This is a genomic window from Pseudomonas sp. Irchel s3h9 (genome assembly GCF_900187475.1).
Classification (GTDB): Bacteria; Pseudomonadota; Gammaproteobacteria; order Pseudomonadales; family Pseudomonadaceae; genus Aquipseudomonas; species Aquipseudomonas neuropathica.
Genome location: NZ_FYDH01000002.1, coordinates 512,752 through 539,167 on the forward strand (window position 1 = coordinate 512,752; position 26,416 = coordinate 539,167).

Sequence of the window (26,416 nt, forward strand, 5' to 3'; positions counted from 1 at the left end):
AAACCGGCGGCCCGGGGGAGCCTTGGCCGGTTGTATGGCCTGGACCTGGAAAATAAGTGAGAATGCGGGCCAATGGCGGCCGGCAAATCGCGCCTATCATATCCAAGATTGATGACTAGCTTAAGGCCCAAGGTGCAAATGAAACGATCTGCTTTCTTCATCTCCGATGGCACCGGCATCACTGCCGAAACCCTGGGTCAAAGCCTTCTGGCGCAGTTCGAAAACATTACCTTCAGCAAATTCACGCGACCGTACATCGACAGCGTTGAGAAAGCGCGGGCCATGGTACAACAAATCAACAAAGCCGCTGAAACCGACGGCTTTCGCCCGATCATCTTCGACACCATCGTCAATCAGGACATCCGTGAGATTCTCGCAACGTCCAATGGTTTCATGATCGACATTTTCTCGACCTTTCTTGCCCCGCTGGAGCAGGAACTGACCGAGCACTCTTCCTACACGGTCGGCAAGTCGCACTCGATCGGGCACAACTCCAATTACATGGAGCGTATCGAGGCGGTTAACTTTGCCCTCGACAACGACGACGGCGCGCGCACGCACTATTACGACAAAGCCGATTTGATACTAGTGGGCGTGTCGCGATGCGGCAAAACGCCGACGTGTCTGTACATGGCCATGCAGTTCGGCATTCGCGCGGCCAACTATCCGCTGACCGAAGACGACATGGAACGCCTGACCCTGCCGACGGCCCTGCGCGCTCATCAGCACAAGCTGTTCGGCCTGACCATCGACCCCGACCGCCTCACCGCGATTCGCAACGAGCGCAAGCCCAACAGCCGTTATTCGAGCTACGCCCAGTGCGAATTCGAAGTGCGTGAAGTAGAGAATCTGTTCCGCCGCGAGAACATCCCGCACATCAACTCCACGCATTTTTCGGTGGAAGAGATTTCGGCGAAGATTCTGGTGGAGAAAGGTGTGGAGCGGCGGTTCAAGTAGATTTGTGGTGTCTGGGCTGACGCTTTCGCGAGCAGGCTCGCTCCCACAGTTTGATCGCGTTTATCCCGTTGAAATGCGGTCGAATGTGGGAGCGAGCCTGCTCGCGAAGAACGATTACACGGTGTCTGTTAATGCCTTGGCCAGAGCTTCAAAACCTGCCAGCAACAAGCGATCATCCCCCACCGCATTACACACACTCACCCGAATAAATTGCGGCACCGCTGCATGCCCCACCGCAAACGCCTCAGCGGTGGCCACCAGATAGTTGTTCTCCTTCAACTCCGCCGCAATCTGTGACGCCCGCCACAGCTCAGGCACCTCCACCCAGAAGTGCGGACTGTAAGGGTGAGTCTTGTAGTTCAAACCCTGCAGAACAGGCGCCACCAAGGTCTTGCGCCGAGTGATCTCGCTGATCTGCTCGTCCAGTAAACGCTCGGCCATGCCGCTCTCAATCCACAGACTCGCGACTTCCATCGATAACGGATTGGCCATCCAGCATGTTGCGCGGATGGCGGCACTCAAACGCCCGATCAAGGCTTGCGGCGCATGCAGATAACCGACGCGCAGCCCCGCCGAAACAGCCTTGCTCAGGCTGCCGATCAACACCGATCGCTCCGGCGCAAAATAGCTCAGCGGTAACGGGCGTTGGCGATCCAGAACGGCATGGGCCTCGTCTTCGATAATCAGCAGATTGTGTTGACGACAGAGGTCGGCAATCGCCTCGCGCCGTGGGATCGACATCACAGCGGCCGTAGGATTCTGGATCGTCGGGGTGCAATACAGCGCTGAAACACGATGCTGACGACAAATGTCCTCGAGCGCCGACGGTAAAAGCCCTTCGTCATCCATTGCTGCGCCAATGAGTTTTATCCCGAGCTGGCGTGCGACGCCGATCAATCCCGGGTAGGACAAATGCTCGGTCACAACGGTGTCGCCGACCTTGAGCAAGCCCATCAACGTACACAGCAGACCATGCTGGCCACCGTTGACGCACAACACCTGATCGGCATGCGGGACATAAGCCGCATGCTGCAACCACACCGCCCCCGCCACACGATGCCGCGCCAACCCGGCTTCAGCGGTGTACCCGGTCAACTGTTGCAGCACCCGAGGATCGCTGGCCAGTTCCTGCAGACTCTGGCTCATGAACGCCGCTTCCTGTGCGGGAATCGGCTGATTGCGGCTCATATCGAAACAGGCTGACGGCTCATCGCTGACATTACGAAAGCCTTTGTCCTGCGGCCGTTCTATCCCGCGCTGACACACATAAGTGCCATCTCCGACGCGGGCGACGACCAACCCCACGCGCTCCAATTCGCCGTAGGCACGGCTGATCGTACCGATGGTCACTCCGAGACTGTCGGCCAACAACCGGTGCGGCGGCAGTTTGCTACCGGCATCGATAATGCCTTCATCGATGGCTTGCGCGACGGCATTCGCCAGGCGTTTGTACTTCACGCCCACGCCATTGGCGAGACCATCACGGAGGTTTGACACCATGGCAATACTTACTTTGACAGTCATTCTTGCCCCGAATAGCGTGCTGAAAACAGGTTCAATCAGAAATAGACCGTTTTCGCGATCAGGTCAATTCCACCGTTCGGAGTACGCCACATGTCGACAGCCGTCAGCACACCGATGCACATCAGCAAACCCTGGCTCGCCGGATTGATCACCAGCACGCTGTTTCTCATCGTCTGTCTGAGTTGGGGCACGACGTGGCTGGGGATCAAGATTGCGGTGGAAAGCGTGCCGCCGCTGACGGCCGCCGGGCTGCGTTTTCTGATTGCTTTTCCGCTGTTCCTGAGCTTCGCGCTGTTGCGCAAGGAACCGCTGTTGTTTCCCCGACAAAGCCGCTGGTTCTTTGTGTTCGTCACGCTGTCGTATTTCAGCCTGCCTTACTACTTGCTCAACTATGGCGAGATGCACGTGTCGTCAGGCCTGACAGCGCTGCTGTTCAGTTGCATGCCGGTGTTTATCCTGTTGTTTTCCGCGTTGTTTCTGCGCGAGAAAATCTACCCCTCGCAGATGCTCGGCATCGCCATCGGCTTTGGCAGTCTGTTGATGATTATTCGCAGTCAGGGTCTGCATCTGGATCAGGCGGAGTGGCTTGGCGTGTTGGCGATTCTGTGCGCAGCGCTGATGCATGCGCTGTGTTACGTGGTGACGAAAAAACATGGCAGCGCGATCAGCGTGATCACCTACAACACACTGCCGATCGGCATTGCCGGGGGGATGTTATTTATTGTCGGATTGAACATCGAAACACCGGCGTTTGCGCAGGTGACAGCACGCTCGTGGGGCGCCCTGCTGTATCTCGGGCTGGTGGCCTCGGTCGGCGGATTCATCGTTTACTTTTTACTGCTTAAACGCTTGAGCCCGATCATTCTGTCGTTCGTGTTTATCATTTTCCCGGTGTTCGCCGTGATCATCGGCGCCTGGTACGAGGGACAAACCCTGTCCGAGGAGTTGATGATCTATTCGGCGGTTTTGCTGAGTGGTTTTGCGCTCACCAAATTGCCTATCGAAAAGTGGCGCAAATCGTCCATGTAGGAGCTGCCGCAGGCTGCGATTTTTTGATCTTGTTTTTTTACAATCAAAGTCAAAAGATCGCAGCCTGCGGCAGCTCCTACATGGGTTGGTTTCATTCAGTGAGTTCGATCGTCAGATCACGAACAGGTCGACGAAACGGTTTACCGGAGTGGACTCCAGCTGCGTCTGGTCTTTGCACAACGCCAAGATCTCACCGCTACGCTGGCCGGTGAAACGTGTGGCCAGGTTGGCCTTGAACTTGTCTTCCAGCAATGGAATGCCCTCGACACGGCGGCGACGATGACCAATCGGGTATTCCACCACGACGTTTTCGGTGCTGCTGCCATCCTTGAAAAACACTTGTACGGCGTTGGCGATCGAACGTTTGTCGGCCTCGAGATACTCGCGGGTGAAACGTGGCTCTTCAACGATGACCATTTTTTCGCGCAGCACATCGATGATCGGGTGCGCCTTGTGGAAATCATCTTCGTACTGCTCGGCGACCAGATTGCCAAACGCCAGCGGCACGGCGGTCATGTACTGGATGCAGTGGTCGCGGTCGGCAGCGTTGGCCAGCGGCCCGACCTTGGAAATGATGCGAATCGCCGATTCGTGGGTGGTGATGACGATGCGGTCGATTTCATGCAGACGATTGCGCACTTGCGGATGCAACGTCACCGCCGCCTCACAGGCGGTTTGCGCGTGGAATTCGGCGGGGAAGCTGATCTTGAACAGCACGTTTTCCATCACGTAACTGCCGAACGAGCGCGAGAAACTGAAGGCGCGTTTATTCTCCGGTTTCAGCGCCAGATCGCTGTTGGTGTGGCTGAACAGCACGTCATAAAAGCCCCACTGCTTTGCCGTCAGAACCCCGGGAATGCCCATTTCGCCGCGCATGGCGATGTCGGCCAGGCGCACACCACGACTCGACGCATCCCCCGCTGCCCAGGATTTTCGTGAACCGGCATTCGGTGCATGGCGATAAGTGCGCAGCGCCTGACCATCGGCGAATGCATGGGACAACGCCGACAGCAATTGCTCGCGATTGGCACCCATGAGTTTGGCGGTAACGGCTGTGGAGGCGACTTTCACCAAGATGACGTGATCGAGTCCTACACGATTGAAGGAGTTTTCCAGGGCGATCACACCTTGAATCTCATGGGCCATGATCATCGCTTCCAGCACATCGCGAATCGTCAGCGGTGACTCACCGTTGGCCAGACGTTTTTGCGAGAGGTGATCAGCCACCGCAAGAATTCCGCCGAGATTGTCAGATGGATGCCCCCACTCGGCGGCGAGCCAGGTGTCGTTGTAGTCGAGCCAGCGGACGATGCAGCCGATGTCCCAGGCGGCCTTGACCGGGTCGAGGCGATAGGAGGTGCCGGGAACGCGTGCGCCGAACGGGACGACGGTGCCTTCGACGATCGGGCCCAGATGCTTGGTGCATTCGGGAAAGCGCAACGCCAGCAGGCCGCAGCCCAGCGTGTCCATAAGGCAGTTGCGGGCGGTGTCGAGGGCTTCGGCGGAGGTGACTTTGAAGGTGAGGACGTAATCGGCGATGTCCTGCAGGACATGATCGTAGTCGGGGCGGTTGTTCAGGTCGACGTTGGCGCTCATTGCGGTACTCCTGTGCGGGAATGATGAGTGGGTGCGGTCTTCCTCGGGGCTTGGCGGGTTTGGTCTGGTTGATTGCAGGTCTGGGGTGCCTGCTTGTTTTGGGTTTCTTCAGTGAGTGGCCCCTCACCCTAGCCCTCTCCCGAGGGAGAGGGAACCGATTGGGGGATGCTGTAGAGGTTCACCGACGTGAGCGATCTGCGCTGAATCCATAATTGATCTGGTCAATGCACAACTTCAAACACCTCGGTCGGCCCCTGAATACATAATCGACTCGATCTTTCAGGTCGATATACAACCCCAGACACCTCGGTCGGCCCCCTGAATCCATAGTCGCCTCGGTCTTTCAGGTCGATGTACAACCCCAGACACCTCGGTCGGCCCCCTCTCCCTCCGGGAGAGGGCTGGGGTGAGGGTAAAGCTCTTGGATCAGAACGAATCTCCGGGAATGCGCACGTAACCCTCCATCAGGACACGCGCGCTACGGCTCATGATGGCTTTTTTGACGATCCACTCGCCGTTTTCCAGACTGGCTTCGGCGCCAACGCGCAACGTCCCGGACGGATGCCCGAAGCGCACGGCATTACGTTCAACGCCACCGGCCGCGAGGTTTACCAGGGTGCCGGAGATTGCTGCAGCGGTGCCGATGGCCACCGCCGCAGTACCCATCATCGCGTGATGCAACTTGCCCATCGACAAGGCGCGCACCAGCAAATCCACATCACCGGCGCCAACCGCTTTACCACTCGACGCCACGTAATCAGCAGGCTTGGCGACAAACGCGACTTTCGGCGTGTGCTGACGTTTGGCCGCTTCATCCAGATTGGCAATCAGACCCATGCGCAACGCGCCATAAGCCCGAATCGTCTCGAACATCTGCAGCGCTTGCGGATCGCTGTTGATCGCACCTTGCAACTCGGTCCCGGTGTAACCAATGTCTTCAGCATTGACGAAAATCGTCGGGATGCCAGCATTGATCATGGTCGCCTTGAACGTACCAACACCCGGCACTTCCAGCTCATCGACCAGGTTGCCGGTGGGAAACATCGAGCCACCGCCACCCTCTTCTTCCGCCGCCGGATCCATGAATTCAACCTGCACTTCGGCCGCCGGAAAGGTCACGCCGTCGAGTTCGAAATCACCGGTTTCCTGCACTTCGCCGTTGGTGATCGGCACGTGGGCAATAATGGTTTTGCCGATGTTGGCCTGCCACACACGCACCACCGCAACACCGTTGTGCGGAATGCGGCTGGCGTCGACCAGACCGTTGCTGATGGCGAACGAACCGACCGCTGCCGAGAGGTTGCCGCAATTGCCGCTCCAGTCCACGAACGGCTTGTCGATGGAGACCTGACCGAACAGATAATCGACGTCGTGATCAGCCTTGATGCTTTTCGACAGGATCACGGTTTTGCTGGTGCTCGAAGTCGCGCCGCCCATGCCGTCGATTTGCTTGTCGTACGGGTCGGGGCTGCCGATCACGCGCAGCAGCAAAGCGTCGCGGGTCGGGCCGGGAATCTGTGCCGCTTCGGGCAAATCCTTGAGACTGAAAAACACGCCTTTGCTGGTGCCGCCGCGCATGTAGGTCGCAGGGATTTTGATTTGTGGTGCGTGAGCCATGGTGCTCCTTAACCACAGGCGTGAGACCCAAGCCTCACGCCTGCATCAGTAGATTTAAACGGCAACCGCCGACTCTTCGAGGAAGTCCTGAGCGAAGCGCTGCAACACGCCGCCAGCCTCATAGATCGACACTTCTTCAGCGGTATCCAGACGGCAGGTCACCGGCACGTCAACGCGCTCGCCGTTCTTGCGATGGATCACCAGCGTCAGGTCCGCACGCGGTTTGCGCTCGCCGACCACGTCGTAGGTTTCGCTGCCGTCGATGGCCAGGGTGTGACGGTCAGTGCCCGGCTTGAACTCCAGCGGCAACACGCCCATGCCCACCAGGTTGGTGCGGTGAATGCGCTCGAAACCTTCTGCGGCAATCGCCTCGACACCGGCCAGACGCACGCCTTTCGCCGCCCAGTCGCGGGACGAACCCTGTCCGTAATCGGCGCCGGCAATGATGATCAACGGCTGTTTGCGTTCCATGTAGGTTTCGATGGCCTCCCACATGCGCATGACCTTGCCTTCCGGCTCGACGCGCGCCAGCGAACCCTGTTTGACCTTGCCGTTTTCCACGACCATTTCATTGAACAGTTTCGGGTTGGCGAACGTCGCGCGCTGTGCGGTCAAGTGGTCGCCACGGTGGGTTGCGTACGAGTTGAAGTCCTCTTCCGGCAAGCCCATTTTCGCCAGGTATTCGCCGGCGGCGCTGTCGAGCATGATCGCGTTGGATGGCGACAGGTGATCGGTGGTGATGTTGTCCGGCAGCACCGCCAGCGGGCGCATGCCCTTAAGCGGACGTGCGCCGGCCAGCGCACCTTCCCAGTACGGCGGTCGGCGGATGTAAGTGCTCATCTCGCGCCAGTCGTACAGCGGCGTGACTTTCGGGCCGGTGTCTTCGTGGACGGCAAACATCGGGATGTAGACCTGACGGAACTGCTCAGGCTTGACCGAAGACTTCACCACCGAGTCGATTTCTTCGTCGCTCGGCCAGATGTCTTTGAGGCGGATTTCCTTGCCGTCGACCACGCCCAAGACATCCTTCTCGATATCAAAACGGATGGTCCCGGCAATGGCGTAAGCCACCACCAGCGGCGGCGACGCGAGGAACGCCTGCTTGGCGTACGGGTGGATGCGGCCGTCGAAGTTGCGGTTGCCCGAGAGCACGGCGGTGGCGTACAGATCGCGGTCGATGATCTCTTGCTGGATCACTGGATCGAGCGCGCCGGACATGCCATTGCAGGTGGTGCAAGCGAAGGCGACAACACCGAAACCAAGCTGCTCCAACTCAGTGGTCAGCCCCGCTTCGTCGAGGTACAGCGCCACGGTTTTCGAACCCGGCGCCAGCGAGGATTTCACCCACGGCTTGCGGGTCAGGCCAAGCTTGTTGGCGTTGCGCGCCAGCAGTCCGGCGGCAATCACGTTGCGCGGGTTGCTGGTGTTGGTGCAACTGGTGATGGCGGCGATGATCACCGCGCCGTCGGGCATTTGCCCGGGCACGTCCTCCCACTGCCCGGAGATGCCTTTGGCCGCCAGATCCGCCACCGCAACGCGCGCGTGCGGATTGCTCGGACCGGCCATGTTGCGCACCACCGACGACAAATCGAAAGTCAGGCCGCGCTCGTATTGCGCGCCTTTCAGGCTGTCGGCCCACAGTCCGGTAAGCCTGGCGTATTGCTCGACCAACTGCACTTGCTGATCTTCGCGGCCAGTGAGTTTCAGGTAATCGATGGTTTGCTGGTCTATGTAGAACATCGCCGCCGTGGCGCCGTATTCCGGGGCCATGTTGGAAATGGTTGCGCGATCGCCGAGGGTCAGCGCCGCCGCACCTTCGCCGAAGAACTCCAGCCATGCACCGACGACTTTCTGTTTGCGCAGGTATTCGGTCAGCGCCAGCACCATGTCGGTGGCGGTGATGCCCGGTTGCAGCTTGCCGGTCAGTTCGACGCCGACGCTTTCCGGCAGACGCATCCACGACGCGCGACCGAGCATCACGCTCTCGGCTTCGAGGCCGCCGACGCCGATGGCGATCACGCCCAAGGCATCGACATGCGGGGTGTGGCTGTCGGTACCGACACAGGTATCAGGGAACGCCACGCCTTCACGCACCTGGATCACTGGAGACATTTTCTCCAGGTTGATCTGGTGCATGATGCCGTTGCCCGGCGGGATCACATCAACGTTCTTGAAGGCTTTTTTGGTCCAGTTGATGAAGTGGAAACGGTCTTCATTGCGACGGTCTTCGATGGCGCGGTTCTTCTCGAACGCCTGCTTGTCGAAACCGCCCGCCTCCACCGCCAGCGAGTGGTCGACGATCAATTGCGTCGGCACCACCGGGTTGACCTGCGCCGGGTCGCCGCCCTGCAAGGCGATCGCGTCGCGCAGGCCGGCGAGATCGACCAGCGCGGTCTGGCCGAGAATGTCGTGGCAGACCACACGGGCCGGAAACCACGGGAAGTCGAGGTCGCGTTTGCGTTCGATCAGTTGCTTGAGGGAGTCGGTGAGCGTGGCCGGGTCGCAGCGACGCACGAGGTTTTCCGCCAGCACGCGGGAGGTGTACGGCAGGGTGTCGTAACTGCCGGGCTGAATCGCTTCGACCGCCGCACGAGCGTCGAAATAATCCAGAGGGCTGCCGGGCAGGGTTTTACGGAATTCTGTGTTCATCGGGTCAGGACTCGGGTCACGGTGTTTGCAAGGATGATGCCTGGCACCGACTTCGACATTCACACTGAACCCTGTGGGAGCTGGCTTGCCAGCGATAGCGGTGGGTCAGTCAGCATCATTGTTGGATGTGACGCCGTCATCGCTGGCAAGCCAGCTCCCACAGGGATTTAGGTGAGCTTCGAGATCAGTATTCGGCCCTCACCATTTCAGCGACGTTCGATTGGCACGAACTTGCGCTGTTCAACGCCGACATACTCGGCGCTTGGACGAATGATGCGGTTGTTGGCACGCTGTTCGAACACGTGCGCGGCCCAGCCGGTCAGGCGCGAGCAGACGAAGATCGGCGTGAACAGCTTGGTCGGAATGCCCATGAAGTGGTACGCCGAGGCATGGTAGAAATCGGCGTTGGGGAACAGTTTTTTCTGCTCCCACATGGTCTTGTCGATGGCTTCGGAAACCGCGAACAACACCTTGTCGCCGACCTCGTCTGCGAGTTTTTTCGACCAGCCCTTGATCACCTCGTTGCGCGGATCGCTGTCCTTATAGATCGCGTGGCCGAAGCCCATGATCTTGTCCTTGCGCTCGAGCATGCCGAGAGTGCCCTTGATCGCCTCTTCCGGCGACGAGAAGCGCTCGATCATTTCCATCGCCGCTTCGTTGGCGCCACCGTGCAACGGGCCACGCAGCGAACCGATGGCCGCGGTTACGCAGGAATACAGATCGGACAGGGTCGAGGCGCAAACGCGCGCGGTGAAGGTCGAGGCGTTGAATTCGTGTTCGGCGTAGAGGATCAGCGAAACGTTCATCACTTTGACGTGCAGTTCGCTTGGCTTCTTGTCGTGCAGCAGGTGCAGGAAGTGACCGCCGATAGTCGGCTCGTTACTGACGCAGTTGATGCGTTTGCCGTCGTGGCTGAAGCGATACCAGTAGCACATGATCGCCGGGAACGCGGCCAGCAAGCGGTCAGTCTTGTCGCGCTGCTCGGAGAAGTCTTGCTCCGGCTCGAGGTTGCCAAGGAACGAGCAACCGGTGCGCATCACGTCCATCGGGTGGGCGTCGGCGGGGATGCGTTCAAGCACTTCTTTCAGCGCTTGCGGCAGGTCGCGCAGCTTGCTCAGTTTGCCTTGGTATTCGTCGAGTTGCGCCTTCGTCGGCAGCTCGCCGTAGAGCAGCAGGTACGCGACTTCTTCAAATTGCGCATCGGCAGCGAGTTCGCGCACGTCGTAGCCGCGATAGGTCAGCCCGGCACCGGCCTGGCCCACGGTGGACAGTGCGGTTTGCCCGGCAACCTGGCCACGGAGCCCGGCACCACTGAGTACTTTTGCTTCGGCCATTGTGTTCTCCAATCTTGAATTTGTTAGGGAGTGTGGCGAAAAGATCGCAGCCTCGTTGCACTCGACAGCTCCTACAGGGATCTGTGTAGGAGTTGCCGCAGGCTGCGATCTTTTGATCTTTATTTCTTGGCGGCAAACAACGCATCGAGCTTCTGCTCGAAGGTGTGGTAGTCGATGCGATCGTAAAGCTCCATGCGAGTCTGCATGGTGTCGATGACATTCTGCTGCGTGCCATCGCGGCGGATCGCGGTGTAAACGTTTTCTGCTGCCTTGTTCATCGCGCGGAACGCCGACAGCGGATACAGCACCAGCGACACATCGGCGCCAGCCAGTTGCTCGGTGGTGTACAGCGGCGTCGCGCCGAACTCGGTGATATTGGCCAGGATCGGCGCTTTTACGCGGTTGGCGAACAGCTTGTACATTTCCAGTTCAGTGATGGCTTCCGGGAAGATCATGTCGGCGCCGGCCTCGATGCATGCCGCTGCGCGATCGAGTGCCGACTCCAGACCTTCCACCGCCAGTGCATCGGTACGCGCCATGATCACAAAGCTGTCATCGGTGCGCGCATCGACGGCGGCTTTGATGCGGTCGACCATTTCCTGCTGACTGACGATCTCTTTGTTCGGACGGTGGCCGCAGCGCTTGGCGCCGACCTGATCCTCGATGTGAATCGCCGCCGCGCCGAACTTGATCATCGACTTGACCGTGCGCGCCACATTGAACGCCGAGGAGCCGAAACCAGTGTCCACATCGACCAGCAGCGGCAGATCGCAGACGTCGGTGATGCGCCGAACGTCTGTCAGCACGTCGTCCAGACCGGTGATGCCCAGATCCGGCACGCCGAGGGAACCTGCGGCCACGCCGCCACCGGACAGGTAGATCGCCTTGAAACCGGCACGTTTGGCCAGCAGCGCGTGGTTGGCGTTGATCGCGCCGACCACTTGCAATGGATGCTCGCTGGCGACCGCATCGCGGAAACGCTGGCCTGGAGTGTTCAGGTTGGAACTCATGACTCACCTCGTTCAGTGGCTGTCTTATTGTGGGCGCCGTCCTGGTAATGACGGGCGATGTTGCGTTTCGAGGCCCCGATGTGACGGCGCATCAACAATTCCGCGAGTTCGCCGTCACGGTCGGCGATGGCATCGAGAATCCGGTGGTGTTCGGCGAAGGCCTGACGCGGGCGGTTCGGCGTGGTGGAAAACTGGATGCGGTACATGCGCACCAATTGATACAGCTCGCCGCAGAGCATCTGCGTCAGCGTGCGGTTGCCGCTGCCCTGGATGATCCGGTAGTGAAAGTCGAAATCGCCTTCTTGCTGGTAGTAGCCGACGCCGGCCTGAAACGCAGCGTCGCGCTCGTGGGTTTCCAGCACCCGGCGCAGTTCGTCGATTTCTTCGACGCTCATGCGCTCGGCTGCGAGACGACAGGCCATGCCTTCGAGGGATTCGCGGATTTCGTAGAGTTCGAGCAATTCGGCATGACTGAGCGACACCACCCGCGCACCGACGTGCGGTACGCGCACCAGCAGGCGCTGGCCTTCCAGGCGATGAATCGCCTCACGCAACGGCCCACGGCTGATGCCGTAGGTGCGCGCCAGCTCCGGCTCGGAGATCTTGCTGCCCGGGGCGATCTCACCTTTGACGATGGCCGCTTGAATGCGCCGGAAGACGTTTTCCGAGAGCGTCTCGGAATCGTCGCCGCTGATGACCGGGGGATCGAGTTGATCCAGCATGATTGTCGACACCTTTAAATCCAATCCGGCAAAAACTAGCCAATTCGCCCGCGTCAGTCAAAGTATAAATAGACATTGTCGACAATCGTCTAATAACCGTAGGCAATCTTCCATTGGTCGATTAACCCCTGTGGAGCCTGCTCGCGAAAGCGTAGTGTCAGTCAGCATCTGCTTGGGATGACGCACCGCCTTCGCGAGCAGGCTCGCTCCCACAGGGAATCCCAAGGGTTATAGACCGGTGCCGGCGCTGGCGCCATAAACCCACCGTGCTAGAATGCCGCCCGCATTTGCTGGCCATTTGTACGGCTTGTCATAAAAAGCTGATAGGCACACGAAGGGCCTTGCGCAAGTTTTGCCAAGGACCTGAACCGAAAACGGAACGCTGCGCACCAGGATTTATGAGACTCAAGCCTTTTCCCACATTCTTTGCCCTGTTTTGCCTGCCCGGCCTCGCCGCCGCGGGGGAAAAAACCGTGTACGGCCTCAACGAATACGCTTCGCTTGACGGCATCAATCTGGAAGTTGCGGCCAAACTCGACACCGGTGCGAAAACCGCATCGCTGAGTGCCCGCGACATCAAACGCTTTAAACGCAACGGTGAGTCCTGGGTACGTTTCTACCTGGCCATCGACGCTGCGCATTCACACCCGATCGAGCGGCCGCTGGCGCGGGTCAGCAAGATCAAGCGCCGCGCCGGCGATTACGACCCGGAGGAAGGCAAGAAGTACACCGCCCGTCCGGTGATCGAGCTGGATATCTGCATGGGCACGGCGATGCGCAGCATCGAAGTGAACCTGACCGACCGTAGTGCGTTCCAATACCCGCTTTTGATTGGCTCCGAAGCGCTGAAACGCTTTGATGCGCTGGTCGATCCAAGCCTTAAATACGCTGCCGGCAAACCCGCCTGCACCATCGCCGCTCATACCGCCGAGTAATTTCCATGCGTTCTCTAACCTTCCACCTGAAAATCCTGATCACCATTCTGGTGCTCCTGGGCGTTTCGGTTACGGCCTATCAGATTTTCGTGCTCGGCATCCCGGTGACCGAAGACGCCACCGACGACTTGTGGAACATCGACGCCAAGGTCGAGTTCGTCGCCAGCACCAAGGATCCGGTGAAGATCCAGATGTTCGTGCCGCCGTTGAGCCGCGATTACGTCAGCCTCAACGAGAGTTTTATCTCCAATAACTACGGTGTCGCCGTCAACCGCGTCGACGGCAACCGCAAGGTTACCTGGTCGGCGCGCCGGGCCAAGGGCAACCAGACCCTTTATTACCGTCTGGTGCTGACCAAGCGTTACACCGCCGAAAAATCCAAGATCAAAGGCCCGACCTTCCGCGACAGCATCGCCATCGAAGGCCCTGAGAAAATCGCCGCCGAAGCCCTGCTCGCGCCGATCCGTCAGCACTCGGCCGACGTCGAAACCTTTATTGGCGAGGCGATCAAACGCGTCAACAACGTCAACGATGACAACGTGAAATTGCTGCTGGCCGGCGATCCGTCGACGCCGCACAAAGCCAAAATCGTCGAACTGCTGCTGTCCATCGCCCACGTCCCGGTGGAAAAAGTTCACACCATCCGCCTCGTCGCCGACCAGCCGCAAACCCCGGAACTGTGGCTGCGCAGCTTCAACGGCAACGACTGGCTGTACTTCAACCCGGAAACCGGTGAGCAAGGCCTGCCGACCGACCGCCTGCTGTGGTGGACCGGCGATGAAAACCTGATCACCGTCGATGGCGGCAAAAAAGCCAACGTGACCTTCAGCCTGAACAACAGCGAGATGAACGCGATTCGTCTGGCCAAGCTGACCGACGAAAACACCGACGCCAACTTCCTCGAATACTCGCTGTACGGCTTGCCGCTGCAGACTCAGCAGACGTTCATGATCATGGTGATGATCCCGATCGGCGTGCTGGTGATCCTGATTCTGCGCAACCTGATCGGCCTGCAGACACTCGGCACGTTCACCCCGGTGCTGATCGCCCTCGCCTTCCGCGAAACGCAACTGGGCTTCGGCATTCTTTTGTTTACCGTGATCACCGCGCTGGGCTTGTCATTACGTTCGTATCTGGAACACCTGAAGCTGCAAATGCTGCCGCGACTCTCGGTGGTGCTGACCTTTGTTGTGGTGCTGATCGCGGCGATCAGCCTGTTCAGCCATAAGCTCGGCCTGGAACGCGGGCTGTCGGTGGCGCTGTTCCCGATGGTGATTCTGACCATGACCATCGAACGCCTGTCGATCACCTGGGAAGAACGCGGTGCCAGCCATGCGATGAAAGTCGCGATCGGCACACTGTTCGCGGCGTCACTCGCGCACCTGATCATGACCGTTCCAGAGCTGGTCTACTTCGTGTTCACCTTCCCGGCGATCCTGCTGATTCTGGTCGGCTTCATGTTGGCGATGGGTCGTTATCGCGGCTACCGCCTGACCGAGCTGGTGCGCTTCAAGGCTTTCCTGAAGAAGGCTGACGCCTGATGTTCGGTTTCTGGAAGACCTGGAAGGCCCTGGAAGCGCGGGGCATCATGGGCATCAATCGGCGTAACGCCGACTACGTGCTCAAGTACAACAAGCGCAGCCTGTACCCGATTGTCGATGACAAGATCATCACCAAGGAACGCGCCATCGCGGCCGGCATTCACGTGCCGGAGCTGTACGGCGTGATCTCCACCGAGAAGGAAATCGACAAACTCGACCAGATCATCGGCGGGCGCAACGACTTTGTGATCAAACCGGCCCAAGGCGCTGGCGGTGACGGCATCATCGTGATTGCCGACCGTTTCGAGGGCCGCTATCGCACGGTGTCGGGCAAGATCCTTGCCCATGAAGAGCTTGAGCATCACATCTCGAGCATCCTCACTGGCCTGTATTCGCTGGGCGGCCACCGTGATCGCGCGCTGATCGAATACCGCGTGACCCCGGATCAGATCTTCAAAAGCATCAGCTACGAAGGCGTGCCGGACATCCGCATCATCGTCTTGATGGGTTATCCAGTGATGGCGATGCTGCGTCTGCCAACCCGGCAGTCCGGCGGCAAGGCCAACCTGCATCAGGGCGCCATCGGTGTCGGTGTTGACCTGGCCACGGGTCTGACGTTGCGCGGCACCTGGCTGAACAACATCATCACCAAACACCCCGACACCACCAACGCGGTGGACGGCGTGCAACTGCCCTACTGGGACGGTTTCATGAAACTCGCCGCCGGCTGCTATGAGCTGTGCGGGTTGGGCTATATCGGTGTTGATATGGTGCTCGATCAGGAAAAAGGCCCGCTGATTCTGGAGCTGAATGCGCGGCCGGGGCTGAATATTCAGATTGCTAACGACTGTGGGCTGACGTTGCGTACCCATGCGGTGGAAGCGCGACTGGAAGAGCTGAAGGCGCGTGGGGTGACTGAATCGGTTGAAGAGCGGGTGGCGTTTACTCAGGAGATGTTTGGGCATATTCCAGCCATCGAGGGCTGATCTCCCCCGATGATCGTTCCCACGCTCTGCGTGGGAATGCATCCCGTGACGCTCCGCGTCACAGTGGACGCAGAGCGTCCATGGCGGCGTTACCACGCAGAGCGTGGGAACGATCAAAGCATGATGATCGGCTCCCTTTCCCTCGCCAGCTTGAGATATCGAGCCGAACTCGGATCTTGAAAAGCATGAAGATCTGCTCCCTTTCCCCCTCGCCCCCCTGGGGGAGAGGGTTGGGGTGAGGGGGAGGCTTTTGACTTTGATCTGGCATCGGAGAGGACTACAATCCCCACCCCGCCTCAACGGCCGATCTGCCCCGCCCATGTTGACCTGTTCTGTACACCCACTGCCCTACCGCGCCAATCCCGCCGACTACTTCGCGGCCATCCGCAACGCGCCCGGCGCCGTGCTGCTCGACAGCGGCCGGCCAAGTGCCGACCGTGGCCGTTATGACCTGCTCAGCGCCTGGCCGCTGGAACATCTGGCGGTGTTGCCCGACGAAAGCGGCGGAGTTTTCCTGCAACGCCTGCGGGATAATCTGACCCGTCTGGGCGAGGCTGATTTGCCAACAGGTTTCGACCTGCCATTCGCCGGCGGTTTGATCGGCTACCTGAGCTACGATTTCGGTCGGCATCTGGAAAACCTGCCGAGCCAGGCGCTGGATGATCTGCAATTGCCGGATGCCCGCTTTGGCCTGTACGACTGGGCACTGATCAGCGATCACCAGAGGGCCAGCAGCCAACTGGTGTTTCACCCGTCCGTGATCGATAGCGAGAAACAGCGGCTGATCGCGCTGTTCAGCCAGCCGCTTGTCGAATCGATGGCGCCGTTCAAACTGAACCAGCCAATGACCGCCGACCTCTGCGCCGACAATTATCGTCAGGCCTTCGAACGCATTCAGCATTATATCCAGGCCGGCGACTGCTATCAGGTCAACTTCGCCCAGCGCTTCCGCGCTGCGTGTCAGGGCGATCCGTGGCTGGCTTATTGCGCGTTGCGCGAGGCCTGCCCGACGCCGTTTTCCGGTTTCCAGAGCTTGCCTGATGGCGGTGCCGTTTTGAGCCTGTCGCCAGAGCGCTTCGTCAAAGTCAGCGACCGTGAGGTGGAAACCCGGCCGATCAAAGGCACCCGTCCGCGTGGCATGACCCCGGCCGAAGATGCCGCGAACGCCGCCGAACTGCTGGCCAGCCCCAAGGATCGCGCAGAAAACCTGATGATCGTCGACCTGCTGCGCAACGATCTCGGGCGCACCTGCCGCATCGGTTCGGTGCGGGTGCCGGAGCTGTTCAGTCTGGAAAGCTATCCGAACGTGCATCACTTGGTCAGTAGCGTCACCGGTGAGTTGGCGGATGATCGTGACGCACTGGATTTGATTGCCGGCAGTTTCCCCGGTGGCTCGATTACCGGCGCACCGAAGATTCGCGCAATGCAGATCATCGATGAGCTGGAACCGACGCGGCGTGGGTTGTATTGCGGGTCGTTGCTGTATCTGGACGTGCGCGGCGAGATGGACAGTTCCATCGCGATTCGCAGTTTGTTGGTCAAGGATGGGCTGGTGTGCTGCTGGGGCGGTGGCGGAATTGTTGCCGATTCGGATTGGCAGGCTGAGTATCAGGAGTCGATTACCAAAGTCAGAATCCTCCTCGACACCCTGCAGAACCTCTGAATGACACAACCCGTGTAGGAGCTGCCGAAGGCTGCGATCTTTTGATCTTGATCCTGAAAAACCAGATCAAAAGATCGCAGCCTTCGGCAGCTCCTACAGGGGTATTCATTACAAACTCAATTCTCTGTTCGAAGCTTTGAGGAATTCCTGCTTCAACTCGGCAAAGGTGTGCACCGCGGGAAACTGCGGAAACTCGCGAATCACATTCTCCGGCGCATGGAACAGAATCCCCGCATCCGCCTCGCCCAGCATCGTCGTGTCGTTATACGAATCCCCCGCCGCAATCACCCGGTAATACAGGCTCTTGAACGCCAATACCGACTGGCGCTTGGGATCTTTCTGGCGCAACTGATAGCTGGTCACCCGCCCGGTTTCGTCAGTAATCAGGCGATGGCAAAGCAACGTCGGGAAGCCCAACTGACGCATCAGCGGCTGTGAGAACTCGTAAAACGTATCCGACAGAATCACCACCTGAAAGCGCTCGCGCAGCCAGTTGACGAACTCCACAGCGCCGTCCAGCGGCTTCAGTGTGGCGATCACTTCCTGAATGTCCGACAGCTTCAAGCCGTGCTCATCGAGGATGCGCAGGCGCTGCTTCATCAGCACGTCGTAATCGGGAATGTCCCGGGTGGTGGCCTTGAGGGATTCGATTCCGGTTTTTTCAGCGAAGGCGATCCAGATTTCCGGCACCAGTACCCCTTCAAGATCCAGGCAAGCAATTTCCACAAGACACTCCCGTTTGTATTGATTATTTGAGTCGAGCGAGGCCGAACTCTAGCGACTCACATGCAGACGCGCAACGCACAGCACGCCCCCGAGCCGTGCAGCTTTTTGTTACCATCAGCGCCATATAGAGCGCCCAGCGCCACCGACCTGTAGGAAGCCGCCCTGATGAGTGCAACGTTCGACGTCGTGGAACTCGCCACGACCTATGCCAACAAATCCGCGCAAGACATCCTCAAACTCGCGTTCGCCGAGTTCGGCGATGACTTGTGGATATCTTTCAGCGGCGCCGAGGATGTGGTGCTGGTGGACATGGCCTGGAAGCTCAACAAGAACGTCAAGGTGTTCAGCCTCGACACCGGCCGTCTGCACCCGGAGACCTACCGCTTCATCGATCAGGTGCGCGAGCACTACAAGATCGACATCGAACTGGTGTCGCCGGACTACACGAAACTCGAACCGTTCGTGAAGGAAAAAGGCCTGTTCAGCTTCTACAAGGACGGTCACGGCGAATGCTGCGGTATCCGCAAGATCGAGCCGCTGCGCCGCAAATTGTCCACCGTCAAAGCCTGGGCCACCGGCCAGCGCCGCGACCAGAGCCCGGGCACCCGCAGTGCTGTAGCCGTGATGGAAATCGACACCGCGTTCTCCACACCCGAGCGACCCCTGTACAAGTTCAACCCGTTGGCGCAGATGACCAGCGAAGAGATCTGGGGTTACATCCGCATGCTCGAGTTGCCGTACAACAGCCTGCATGAGCGCGGCTTTATCAGTATCGGCTGCGAACCGTGCACCCGCCCTGTCCTGCCGAATCAGCACGAGCGCGAGGGGCGTTGGTGGTGGGAAGAGGCGACGCAGAAAGAATGCGGGCTGCATGCCGGGAATATCATCAGCAAGGCCTAACTCCCTGCCGCGCTGATTTCCCCCTTGTAGGAGTGAGCCTGCTCGCGATAGCGGTGTCTCAGTCGATAATTTTTTTGGCTGATACACCGCTATCGCGAGCAGGCTCACTCCTACAGGGGTTTGTAGCGACTCCAAAAATGTGTACACACGAATGTCACCATCGGTGCCATTTATGTGTGCACTTTTTTGTATCCGCGCCCTGAAAAGTTACATCCCTACCAAAAACCTCTCGCCTCCGCCCGCCAACAAAATCCCCCGCCAAAAATAAATACTTGTTCAATCGGTCAATTTTTAACCAATTATTTTCAGGCACTTAGCGCTCATCGATAACTTTTCGAAATGAGCACGGCTGCGCATAGATCAACGACTGGCACAGATCTGGCTTAGGTGCATACATGTTTTGTATACAAAACTGCAAAACATAAACACTTTCGATCCGCAAGCCTGAAGCGCCCTATCCCGTACAGGCTGCAGATGCCCCGTAACCAGTGATGCTTTCACTGCCGCGACGAAGATTTGTCGAGCCTGCCGGCTCATGCACAGTCATCGCGGCCCTGAACATCAGGAGCCTGCCGGAATGCGTACAAGTCTCTCCAACAACATCGCGCTGAATCTGCCCGCCGCTGCTCTCGACCAGCCGTCACCCGATGACGGGTTGACCGAGCCGTTACAACTGAGCCCCCGCCTGCACAACAGCGACCTGGCGCCAACCAAGGCCGAAGGTCGGCGCTGGGGCAAATACAGCATCTTCGCCCTGTGGACGAACGACGTGCACAACATTGCTAACTACTCGTTCGCCATCGGCCTTTACGCCCTTGGCCTGGGTGGCTGGCAGATCCTGCTGTCGCTGGGGATCGGCGCGGCGCTGGTGTATTTCTTCATGAACCTGTCCGGGTACATGGGACAGAAAACCGGGGTGCCGTTTCCAGTGATCAGCCGGATCAGTTTCGGCATCCACGGCGCGCAAATTCCTGCACTGATCCGCGCGGTTATCGCCATCGCCTGGTTCGGCATTCAGACGTACCTGGCGTCAGTGGTATTTCGCGTATTGCTCACGGCAGTCCATCCCGGATTCGCCGCATACGACCACAACTCGATCCTCGGGCTGTCGACTTTGGGTTGGGTGTGTTTCGTGGCGATCTGGTTCGTGCAACTGGCGATCCTCGCCTACGGCATGGAAATGGTCCGCCGTTACGAAGCGTTTGCCGGGCCGGTGATTTTGCTGACAGTTGCGGCACTCGCTGGGTGGATGTACTTCCAAGCCAACGCGACCATTGCCTGGTCGATCCGCGAGCCACTGACCGGTGGCGAGATGTGGCGCAACATTTTTGCCGGCGGCGCGTTGTGGCTGGCGATCTACGGCACGTTGATTCTGAATTTTTGCGACTTCGCCCGCTCATCGCCGTGCCGCAAGACCATCAAGGTAGGAAACTTCTGGGGTTTGCCGGTGAATATTCTGGTGTTCGCCGCGATTACCGTGCTGCTCTGCGGTGCGCAATTTCAGATCAACGGCCGGATCATCGAGAGCCCGACCGAGATCATCGCCTCGATTCCCAACACCTTCTTCCTCGTGCTCGGTTGCCTGGCATTCCTGATCGTCACTGTGGCGGTGAACATCATGGCCAACTTCGTCGCCCCGGCATTCGTGCTGAGCAACCTGGCGCCGAAGTACCTGACGTTCCGTCGCGCCGGGCTGATCAGCGCAACCATCGCTGTGCTGATCCTGCCGTGGAATCTCTACAACAGCCCGCTGGTGATCGTGTACTTCCTGTCTGGCCTCGGCGCCCTGCTCGGCCCGTTGTACGGCGTGATCATGGTCGACTACTGGCTGATCCGCAAAGGCCGGATCAACGTCCCGCAGCTCTACAGCGAAGATCCCGACGGCGCTTATTACTACAGCCGTGGGGTGAATTTCCGTGCGGTGGCGGCATTTATTCCTGCGGCGCTGATCGCCATCGTCCTGGCGCTCGTGCCGGGTTTCCACAGCGTCTCGCCGTTCTCCTGGCTGATCGGCGCCGGGATCGCCGGAATGCTCTACCTGATCATTGCCAAACGCCATGCGCACTACGCCGACATCAGCGGCGAATCGATCGCTGTCGACAACGTCTGCCATTAATTCCCTCGTGGCCCGGACTTCGGGCCGCAGAACTGCCCGCTATAAGGATTTCCCCATGCGTATTCTCGTGGTCAACGTCAACACGACCGAATCCATCACCGAGGCCATTGCCCGCTCGGCGCAGGCTGTCGCCTCGCCCGGTACCGAAATCGTCGGTTTGACGCCGTACTTCGGTGCCGACTCGATTGAAGGCAACTTCGAAAGCTATCTGGCGGCCATCGCGGTGATGGATCGGGTGATGGCCTACGACCAGCCGTTCGATGCCGTGATTCAGGCCGGCTACGGCGAGCACGGTCGCGAAGGTCTGCAGGAATTGCTCAACGTGCCAGTGGTGGATATCACCGATGCGGCCGCGAGCACGGCGATGTTTCTCGGCCACGCCTATTCGGTGGTGACCACGCTGGATCGCACCGTACCGCTGATCGAAGATCGGCTGAAATTGTCCGGCCTGTGGGATCGTTGTGCATCGGTACGGGCCAGTGGTCTGGCCGTTCTGGAACTGGAACACGAGCCACAGCGTGCCTTGGAAGCCATCGTGCATCAGGCAGAACTGGCGGTGACGCAGGACAAAGCCGAGGTGATCTGCCTGGGTTGCGGCGGCATGGCCGGCCTGGATGAGCAGATTCGTCGGCGCACTGGCGTGCCGGTGGTGGATGGCGTCACGGCGGCGGTAACGATTGCGGAATCGCTGGTGCGCTTGCGCTTGTCGACGTCGAAAGTGCGAACGTATGCGACACCTCGGCCGAAGAACATCATTGGCTGGCCGGGGCGGTTTGCCCGCTAAGCTTATCATCGGAAACCGAGTCGCCCCATTCGCGAGCAAGCTCGCTCCCACAGGGGAAATGCATTCCAAATGTGGGAGCGAGCCTGCTCGCGAAGGCCGCAACTCGGTATCAAGGTTGCTCAAATAGCACTAAACCGCCGCGCCAACCCTCTCTCCGCAAACTGTTCAATCACATAATCGACAAACGCCCGCGTCTTGCCCGGCAACAACTTATGTTCGGCGTAATAAATCGAGATGTTGCCATCATCGACAAACCAGTCCGGCAACACTCGCTGCAACGTACCCGCCTCCAGATACCCCACCGCAAAAGGCATGCTCACCAGTGCAATCCCCAGGCCCTGCGCTGCTGTCGCACACGCGGCTTCGGAATCGCTCATGGTCATCCGGGCCTTGAGCATCAACGGACTGTGCTGCTGATCGCGGTGCGTCAATTGCCATGAACGCACACGCCCGGTTTGCGGTGAGCGAATCAGAATTCCGTCATGCTGCTTGAGATCGTCCGGATGAGTGATCGCAGGATTGCCGTTCAGATAATCCTGCGAAGCGACCAATACCCGATGCGCTGGCGTCAATCTGCGCGCTACCACACCTTGTGGCAGCTCAAAGCCGCCGCCAATCGCCGCATCGAAGCCCTGCCCGATCAGATCGACCTGACGATTATCGAAATGCCAGTCCGGATTGATCGCCGGGAAGCGCCGCAGAAACTCGCCGAGCAACGGCACTATATAAAGGCGCCCGAACACCGTGCCCATGCTGACTTTCAAGGTGCCGATCGGCTGCCCTTCGGCACTGGCCAGATTGGCCACGGCATTCTGGATCGTGGTCAGGCTGGCACTGACTTCACTCAAAAACAGCTGCCCCGCCTCGGTCAGCGTCAGACTGCGGGTGCTGCGCTGAAACAGCCGCACACCCAGCCGCGCCTCAAGCTTTGCGACACTTTTGCCAACCGCTGCCGGGGTCAGGCTCAAGCGCCGCGCCGCCTCGGCAAAGCTGCCGACCTCAGCACTACGGACAAAGCATTCGATACTGCTGAAGGTTTCCATGGCCGCCACTATAAACTTCTGGTTTACATAGACTATAGCAATCAGGGTCTACACGGTTGCGGATCAGAGGTCGATACTCGGCTCCAACAACAAGGCATCCCGCCTTGAATAGTCTGGAGATCGAACATGACCACTCAACACCTCGGCGGCAAAGTCGCTCTGATTCAAGGCGGTTCCCGTGGTATCGGCGCTGCCATCGTCAAACGCCTGGCCGCTGAAGGCGCTGCAGTAGCCTTCACTTACGTCAGCTCCACCGCCAAAGCCGAAGAGTTACAGAACAGCATCACCGCCAACGGCGGCAAAGCCCTGGCGATCAAGGCCGACAGTGCCGACGCCGCAGCGATCCGCCACGCGGTCAGCGCCACGGTCGAAGCTTTTGGCCGACTCGACATTTTGGTCAACAACGCCGGTGTGCTGGCCGTTGCTCCACTGGAAGACTTCAAACTCGAAGACTTCGACCAGACCCTCGCAATCAACGTGCGCAGCGTATTCATCGCCTCGCAAGAAGCCGCCAAGCACATGGGCGAAGGTTCGCGCATCATCAACATCGGCAGCACCAACGCCGACCGCATGCCCTTCGCCGGTGGCGGTGTATATGCGATGAGCAAATCGGCGCTGGTCGGTTTGACCAAAGGCCTGGCCCGCGATCTTGGCCCACGCGGCATCACCATCAACAACGTGCAGCCCGGCCCTGTCGACACCGACATGAACCCGGCGCACGGTGACTTCGCCGAAAGCCTCATTCCGTTGATGGCCGTCGGTCGTTACGGTAAAGCCGAAGAAATCGCCAGTTTCGTCGCCTATCTGGCGGGCCCGGAAGCCGGTTACATCACTGGTGCCAGCCTGACCATCGACGGTGGTTTCGGCGCCTGATTTCCCGAGTCGCCTGAACGAAAAACGCCGCCCCTCTTTTTACAGAGGGGCGGCGTTTTTTTGTCTCAGACGTTTACATCCATTCCAGCGCCGGCAAACCACAGGCACTTGGCGTGAACGCTTTCAAACTCCGAAGAATCCCGTCAGCGTGTGCGTACTTTTCATCGGCCATGGCGGCATCGGGGATGGCGATGGCCGTCATGCCTGCGGCTTTCGCTGCGGTCACGCCAAACGGCGAATCCTCGAACACCAGGCAATCCTCAGGTGCCACACCCAGACGGCGGGCAGCGGTCAGGAAGATATCCGGCGCCGGTTTCGCCGCGCCGACTTCCGGATCGTCCGCCGTGACAATGAAGTCGAACAGCGCGAACCAGTCGCGGTGCAGCGTGGTTTTTTGCCCGAACGATTGCCGCGATGAACTGGTGCCGACGGCGATGGGGATGTTGTGCGCCTTGAGGTGGCGAATCAGCTCCTCGGCACCCGGCATCGCTTGCGCCGTGGGAAAACGCTCGCGCATCAATGGTTCGCGGATCACCAGAAACTCTTCAGCGGTGATCGGCAGATCCAGCGCCTGCACCACGTAGTTCGCCAGATCGTTGGCCCCGCGACCAATGATGTTCTGCTTGACGCTCCAGTCGAAGGTGCGCCCGTAGCGCTGGGCAATCAGCGAAGTGACTTCGGTGTAAATGCCCTCGGTGTCCAGCAACAAACCGTCCATATCAAAAATCACGGCCTTGATCGGGCCGAACGCCTTCAGCGGTGCATTCATCATCGGATCCGTTAACAAAGACATCCCAAGCGGCAGGTGGACCGCTGCTCGGATCTGATTAAAGGGTTCAGCAGCATAACGAGCGCGACAGACATTGAGCAACGGCCAATGTTTATTGAGCGATGAACTACTCGCAGACATTTAGCGAAATGTCCTACAGGCATCGCCTACTCGCCCGACTTCTTTCCTGTTTGATCCCCCGCAAAGTCCCCGCACCTTTTTGACGTGCGCGAGAGACTGCGAATGCTTCCAACCGATCGGCTTCTGGCCCTGAACAACAGCATCGGCCTGCTCGTTGTTGCTGCTTTGAATCCCGATGAGCCGGACTTCGAACACCTGATCCGCGAGTTCCGCCTGTGCCTGAACCACTACGACGCCTGGGCCGAGCAGTTCTGGACAGGCACCGCGCTGGATGTCGAACAGGTCTTCACCGTCGGTAACGACGTACGCCTCAGCGCGCCGATCACGTCGCGCCAGCCGCTCAGTTCATCGGTGGTCATGTGCTCGGCCAGCGGGTCGCTGACGCTGGTGCATATGTTCGAGGCCGCGAGGTTTGTGCCGATTGGCAACACCCCGGTAATCCTCGAACCGGTGCTTGCCGATGTCGGCGGCGTGCTGACTTTCGGCGAACCGCTGCATTACACCATCGGCCCCAGCGGCATTCTGCAAGTGACCGACTGCGATCGGGGCCAGCGTTATCGCATCACCTTCTTTCCCGATGTGTCCACGGACCATGTGAAGAAGCTGTACGCCTCCTATCAGGGCATCATCGATGGGCTGGAGGGCTGGTTGCGCGGGGAATGGAGTGAATGTCAGCCGCAGTGGAAGGAATTTTCCAGCGCCGGGTTTCTTGAGCGTTACGGTCAGTTGCAACAGGCCGATTGGCGTGGATTCGAGAAAGCCCTGAATGGCGTCTGGGATGACATTAAACAGGTATTTGCCCTGCTCGCAGACTTGCAGGCCAACAGTGAAAAATTGCTGGAATACCTCAGCGAGGCCGAGCTTGAGGCGTTATTGAATGCCTCCAGCGACGCCATCGCCAATGGCTTGCTGATCCTCAGTGACGAGCCGCTGCTGTTCATTCATCTGGCCGCGTTTACCAGTTGGCTGAAGATGCTGCCGCCGCAGTATCTGGCTGAAGTGGTGGCCGAGGTGCGGGTCGAATTGCTGATCAGCTTCCTGTTGATGGGCGTGTCGGGTGGCATCGGCGTGCCGCTGCGTTTGAGCAGCAAGGTGCTGGCGAAGATCAAGTCGCCGCGCGCGCGGGAATGGCTGGCGGCCTCGGCATTGCGCTTGGCCGAACTGACGTCCTCGGCGGATTTGACGCGGCATGCCAGCGTTTTGAAACCGCTGATGCTCAATGTCCGTGACGTTGAGTTGAAACCGACACCGGCGATACCGCTGAACATTCGTCAGGCCGATTCGCTGGTGTTGACCGTGCCAAACCCGGCGCCTGTTGTGCGGGACAAGTCTGGCGGTTCGAGCCGGATCGAGCGGCATGAGCCGCATGACGATTCGCCGGATCAGGCGAAAAACCCCAACGGCGACAGCGCCGATTGCGTGCCGCGCACCTGCACCAACGGCTGCCCGGTGTCGATGGTCACCGGCGAAGAACTGCTGACCTTGAGCGATGCGGTGCTCG

General features: G+C 59.2%; 20 protein-coding genes and 1 pseudogene. 11 read left to right on the forward strand and 10 right to left on the reverse strand.

Features of this window, described 5'->3' with window-relative positions; all coding sequences use genetic code 11:
* Positions 1–138 precede the first annotated feature (138 nt).
* Complete coding sequence (locus CKW26_RS05150; RefSeq protein WP_016773826.1) at positions 139–957, forward strand: pyruvate, water dikinase regulatory protein; 819 nt, start codon at positions 139–141, stop codon at positions 955–957.
* 114 nt (positions 958–1,071) lie between these two features.
* Here CKW26_RS05150 and CKW26_RS05155 read toward each other — a convergent pair whose 3' ends face one another.
* Positions 1,072–2,481: a PLP-dependent aminotransferase family protein gene (locus CKW26_RS05155; RefSeq protein ID WP_095047751.1), complete on the reverse strand. Its 1,410-nt coding sequence runs from the start codon at positions 2,479–2,481 to the stop codon at positions 1,072–1,074.
* A 114-nt stretch (positions 2,482–2,595) separates the two neighbouring features.
* Between CKW26_RS05155 and CKW26_RS05160 the strand changes: the two genes are divergently transcribed.
* Positions 2,596–3,510, forward strand: a complete 915-nt coding sequence (locus CKW26_RS05160; protein WP_177409225.1) for a DMT family transporter — start codon at positions 2,596–2,598, stop codon at positions 3,508–3,510.
* Between the two features lie 111 nt (positions 3,511–3,621).
* Here the strand turns inward: CKW26_RS05160 and prpD are convergent, their stop codons facing one another.
* The 6 genes from prpD to CKW26_RS05190 all read right to left on the reverse strand — a co-directional run bounded on the left by prpD (position 3,622) and on the right by CKW26_RS05190 (position 12,435).
* Positions 3,622–5,106 (reverse strand): 2-methylcitrate dehydratase, encoded by a 1,485-nt coding sequence (gene prpD, locus CKW26_RS05165; protein ID WP_095047753.1) that lies wholly within the window; start codon positions 5,104–5,106, stop codon positions 3,622–3,624.
* Positions 5,107–5,532: 426 nt separating this feature from the next.
* The gene (gene prpF / locus CKW26_RS05170; RefSeq protein ID WP_095047754.1) at positions 5,533–6,723 is read right to left on the reverse strand and encodes a 2-methylaconitate cis-trans isomerase PrpF; all 1,191 of its coding nucleotides are present in this window, start codon (positions 6,721–6,723) and stop codon (positions 5,533–5,535) included.
* A gap of 54 nt (positions 6,724–6,777) precedes the next feature.
* Positions 6,778–9,372 (reverse strand): Fe/S-dependent 2-methylisocitrate dehydratase AcnD, encoded by a 2,595-nt coding sequence (gene acnD, locus CKW26_RS05175; protein WP_095047755.1) that lies wholly within the window; start codon positions 9,370–9,372, stop codon positions 6,778–6,780.
* 206 nt (positions 9,373–9,578) lie between these two features.
* The gene (gene prpC, locus CKW26_RS05180; protein ID WP_095047756.1) at positions 9,579–10,706 is read right to left on the reverse strand and encodes a 2-methylcitrate synthase; all 1,128 of its coding nucleotides are present in this window, start codon (positions 10,704–10,706) and stop codon (positions 9,579–9,581) included.
* Positions 10,707–10,825: 119 nt separating this feature from the next.
* A complete protein-coding gene (gene prpB / locus CKW26_RS05185) occupies positions 10,826–11,716 on the reverse strand; it encodes a methylisocitrate lyase (protein ID WP_095047757.1) in 891 nt (296 codons plus the stop codon).
* Positions 11,713–12,435, reverse strand: a complete 723-nt coding sequence (locus CKW26_RS05190; RefSeq protein ID WP_172828118.1) for a GntR family transcriptional regulator — start codon at positions 12,433–12,435, stop codon at positions 11,713–11,715. The genes prpB and CKW26_RS05190 overlap by 4 nt, the downstream gene beginning before the upstream one ends.
* Before the next feature lie 401 nt (positions 12,436–12,836).
* Here CKW26_RS05190 and CKW26_RS05195 point away from each other — a divergent pair, with 401 nt between their 5' ends.
* The 4 genes from CKW26_RS05195 to pabB all read left to right on the forward strand — a co-directional run bounded on the left by CKW26_RS05195 (position 12,837) and on the right by pabB (position 17,563).
* On the forward strand, positions 12,837–13,373 hold the full coding sequence (locus tag CKW26_RS05195; RefSeq protein ID WP_053116866.1) for an ATP-dependent zinc protease: 537 nt from the start codon (positions 12,837–12,839) through the stop codon (positions 13,371–13,373).
* A 5-nt stretch (positions 13,374–13,378) separates the two neighbouring features.
* Positions 13,379–14,914 (forward strand): inactive transglutaminase family protein, encoded by a 1,536-nt coding sequence (locus CKW26_RS05200; protein WP_093431750.1) that lies wholly within the window; start codon positions 13,379–13,381, stop codon positions 14,912–14,914.
* The gene (locus CKW26_RS05205; protein WP_095047758.1) at positions 14,914–15,900 is read left to right on the forward strand and encodes an alpha-L-glutamate ligase-like protein; all 987 of its coding nucleotides are present in this window, start codon (positions 14,914–14,916) and stop codon (positions 15,898–15,900) included. The genes CKW26_RS05200 and CKW26_RS05205 overlap by 1 nt, the downstream gene beginning before the upstream one ends.
* A 319-nt stretch (positions 15,901–16,219) precedes the next feature.
* Positions 16,220–17,563 carry an aminodeoxychorismate synthase component I gene (gene pabB / locus CKW26_RS05210; protein WP_095047759.1) on the forward strand — a complete coding sequence of 448 codons (1,344 nt, stop codon included), beginning with the start codon at positions 16,220–16,222 and terminating at the stop codon, positions 17,561–17,563.
* Between the two features lie 108 nt (positions 17,564–17,671).
* On the opposite strand, the gene thrH is transcribed toward pabB, so the two are convergent.
* Positions 17,672–18,289 (reverse strand): bifunctional phosphoserine phosphatase/homoserine phosphotransferase ThrH, encoded by a 618-nt coding sequence (gene thrH, locus CKW26_RS05215; protein WP_095047760.1) that lies wholly within the window; start codon positions 18,287–18,289, stop codon positions 17,672–17,674.
* 165 nt (positions 18,290–18,454) lie between these two features.
* On the opposite strand from thrH, the gene CKW26_RS05220 reads away from it, so the two are divergent.
* From CKW26_RS05220 to CKW26_RS05230, 3 genes are all read left to right on the forward strand, one after another.
* Positions 18,455–19,189, forward strand: a complete 735-nt coding sequence (locus tag CKW26_RS05220) for a phosphoadenylyl-sulfate reductase (protein ID WP_095047761.1) — start codon at positions 18,455–18,457, stop codon at positions 19,187–19,189.
* Between the two features lie 577 nt (positions 19,190–19,766).
* The gene (locus tag CKW26_RS05225) at positions 19,767–21,305 is read left to right on the forward strand and encodes an NCS1 family nucleobase:cation symporter-1 (protein WP_095047762.1); all 1,539 of its coding nucleotides are present in this window, start codon (positions 19,767–19,769) and stop codon (positions 21,303–21,305) included.
* A gap of 55 nt (positions 21,306–21,360) precedes the next feature.
* The gene (locus CKW26_RS05230; protein ID WP_095047763.1) at positions 21,361–22,089 is read left to right on the forward strand and encodes an aspartate/glutamate racemase family protein; all 729 of its coding nucleotides are present in this window, start codon (positions 21,361–21,363) and stop codon (positions 22,087–22,089) included.
* A 119-nt stretch (positions 22,090–22,208) separates the two neighbouring features.
* On the opposite strand, the gene CKW26_RS05235 is transcribed toward CKW26_RS05230, so the two are convergent.
* A complete protein-coding gene (locus CKW26_RS05235; RefSeq protein WP_095047764.1) occupies positions 22,209–23,132 on the reverse strand; it encodes a LysR family transcriptional regulator in 924 nt (307 codons plus the stop codon).
* A 126-nt stretch (positions 23,133–23,258) separates the two neighbouring features.
* On the opposite strand from CKW26_RS05235, the gene CKW26_RS05240 reads away from it, so the two are divergent.
* Entirely contained in the window at positions 23,259–24,005 is a 747-nt protein-coding gene (locus CKW26_RS05240) for a 3-oxoacyl-ACP reductase family protein (RefSeq protein WP_095047765.1), read from the forward strand.
* Positions 24,006–24,078: 73 nt separating this feature from the next.
* Here the strand turns inward: CKW26_RS05240 and CKW26_RS05245 are convergent, their stop codons facing one another.
* Positions 24,079–24,774, reverse strand: a complete 696-nt coding sequence (locus CKW26_RS05245; protein WP_095047766.1) for an HAD-IA family hydrolase — start codon at positions 24,772–24,774, stop codon at positions 24,079–24,081.
* Positions 24,775–25,017: 243 nt separating this feature from the next.
* On the opposite strand from CKW26_RS05245, the pseudogene CKW26_RS05250 reads away from it, so the two are divergent.
* Positions 25,018–26,416: pseudogene (locus CKW26_RS05250) on the forward strand (type IV secretion protein Rhs); the annotation flags it as partial.

Coding starts and splice junctions, on each gene's coding strand:
- CKW26_RS05150 (WP_016773826.1), top strand. CDS start 139: ATGAAACGATCTGCTTTCTTCATCTCCGATGGCACCGGCATCACTGCC.
- CKW26_RS05155 (WP_095047751.1), bottom strand. CDS start 2,481: ATGACTGTCAAAGTAAGTATTGCCATGGTGTCAAACCTCCGTGATGGT.
- CKW26_RS05160 (WP_177409225.1), top strand. CDS start 2,596: ATGCACATCAGCAAACCCTGGCTCGCCGGATTGATCACCAGCACGCTG.
- prpD (WP_095047753.1), bottom strand. CDS start 5,106: ATGAGCGCCAACGTCGACCTGAACAACCGCCCCGACTACGATCATGTC.
- prpF (WP_095047754.1), bottom strand. CDS start 6,723: ATGGCTCACGCACCACAAATCAAAATCCCTGCGACCTACATGCGCGGC.
- acnD (WP_095047755.1), bottom strand. CDS start 9,372: ATGAACACAGAATTCCGTAAAACCCTGCCCGGCAGCCCTCTGGATTAT.
- prpC (WP_095047756.1), bottom strand. CDS start 10,706: ATGGCCGAAGCAAAAGTACTCAGTGGTGCCGGGCTCCGTGGCCAGGTT.
- prpB (WP_095047757.1), bottom strand. CDS start 11,716: ATGAGTTCCAACCTGAACACTCCAGGCCAGCGTTTCCGCGATGCGGTC.
- CKW26_RS05195 (WP_053116866.1), top strand. CDS start 12,837: ATGAGACTCAAGCCTTTTCCCACATTCTTTGCCCTGTTTTGCCTGCCC.
- CKW26_RS05200 (WP_093431750.1), top strand. CDS start 13,379: ATGCGTTCTCTAACCTTCCACCTGAAAATCCTGATCACCATTCTGGTG.
- CKW26_RS05205 (WP_095047758.1), top strand. CDS start 14,914: ATGTTCGGTTTCTGGAAGACCTGGAAGGCCCTGGAAGCGCGGGGCATC.
- pabB (WP_095047759.1), top strand. CDS start 16,220: ATGTTGACCTGTTCTGTACACCCACTGCCCTACCGCGCCAATCCCGCC.
- CKW26_RS05220 (WP_095047761.1), top strand. CDS start 18,455: ATGAGTGCAACGTTCGACGTCGTGGAACTCGCCACGACCTATGCCAAC.
- CKW26_RS05225 (WP_095047762.1), top strand. CDS start 19,767: ATGCGTACAAGTCTCTCCAACAACATCGCGCTGAATCTGCCCGCCGCT.
- CKW26_RS05230 (WP_095047763.1), top strand. CDS start 21,361: ATGCGTATTCTCGTGGTCAACGTCAACACGACCGAATCCATCACCGAG.
- CKW26_RS05235 (WP_095047764.1), bottom strand. CDS start 23,132: ATGGAAACCTTCAGCAGTATCGAATGCTTTGTCCGTAGTGCTGAGGTC.
- CKW26_RS05240 (WP_095047765.1), top strand. CDS start 23,259: ATGACCACTCAACACCTCGGCGGCAAAGTCGCTCTGATTCAAGGCGGT.
- CKW26_RS05245 (WP_095047766.1), bottom strand. CDS start 24,774: ATGAATGCACCGCTGAAGGCGTTCGGCCCGATCAAGGCCGTGATTTTT.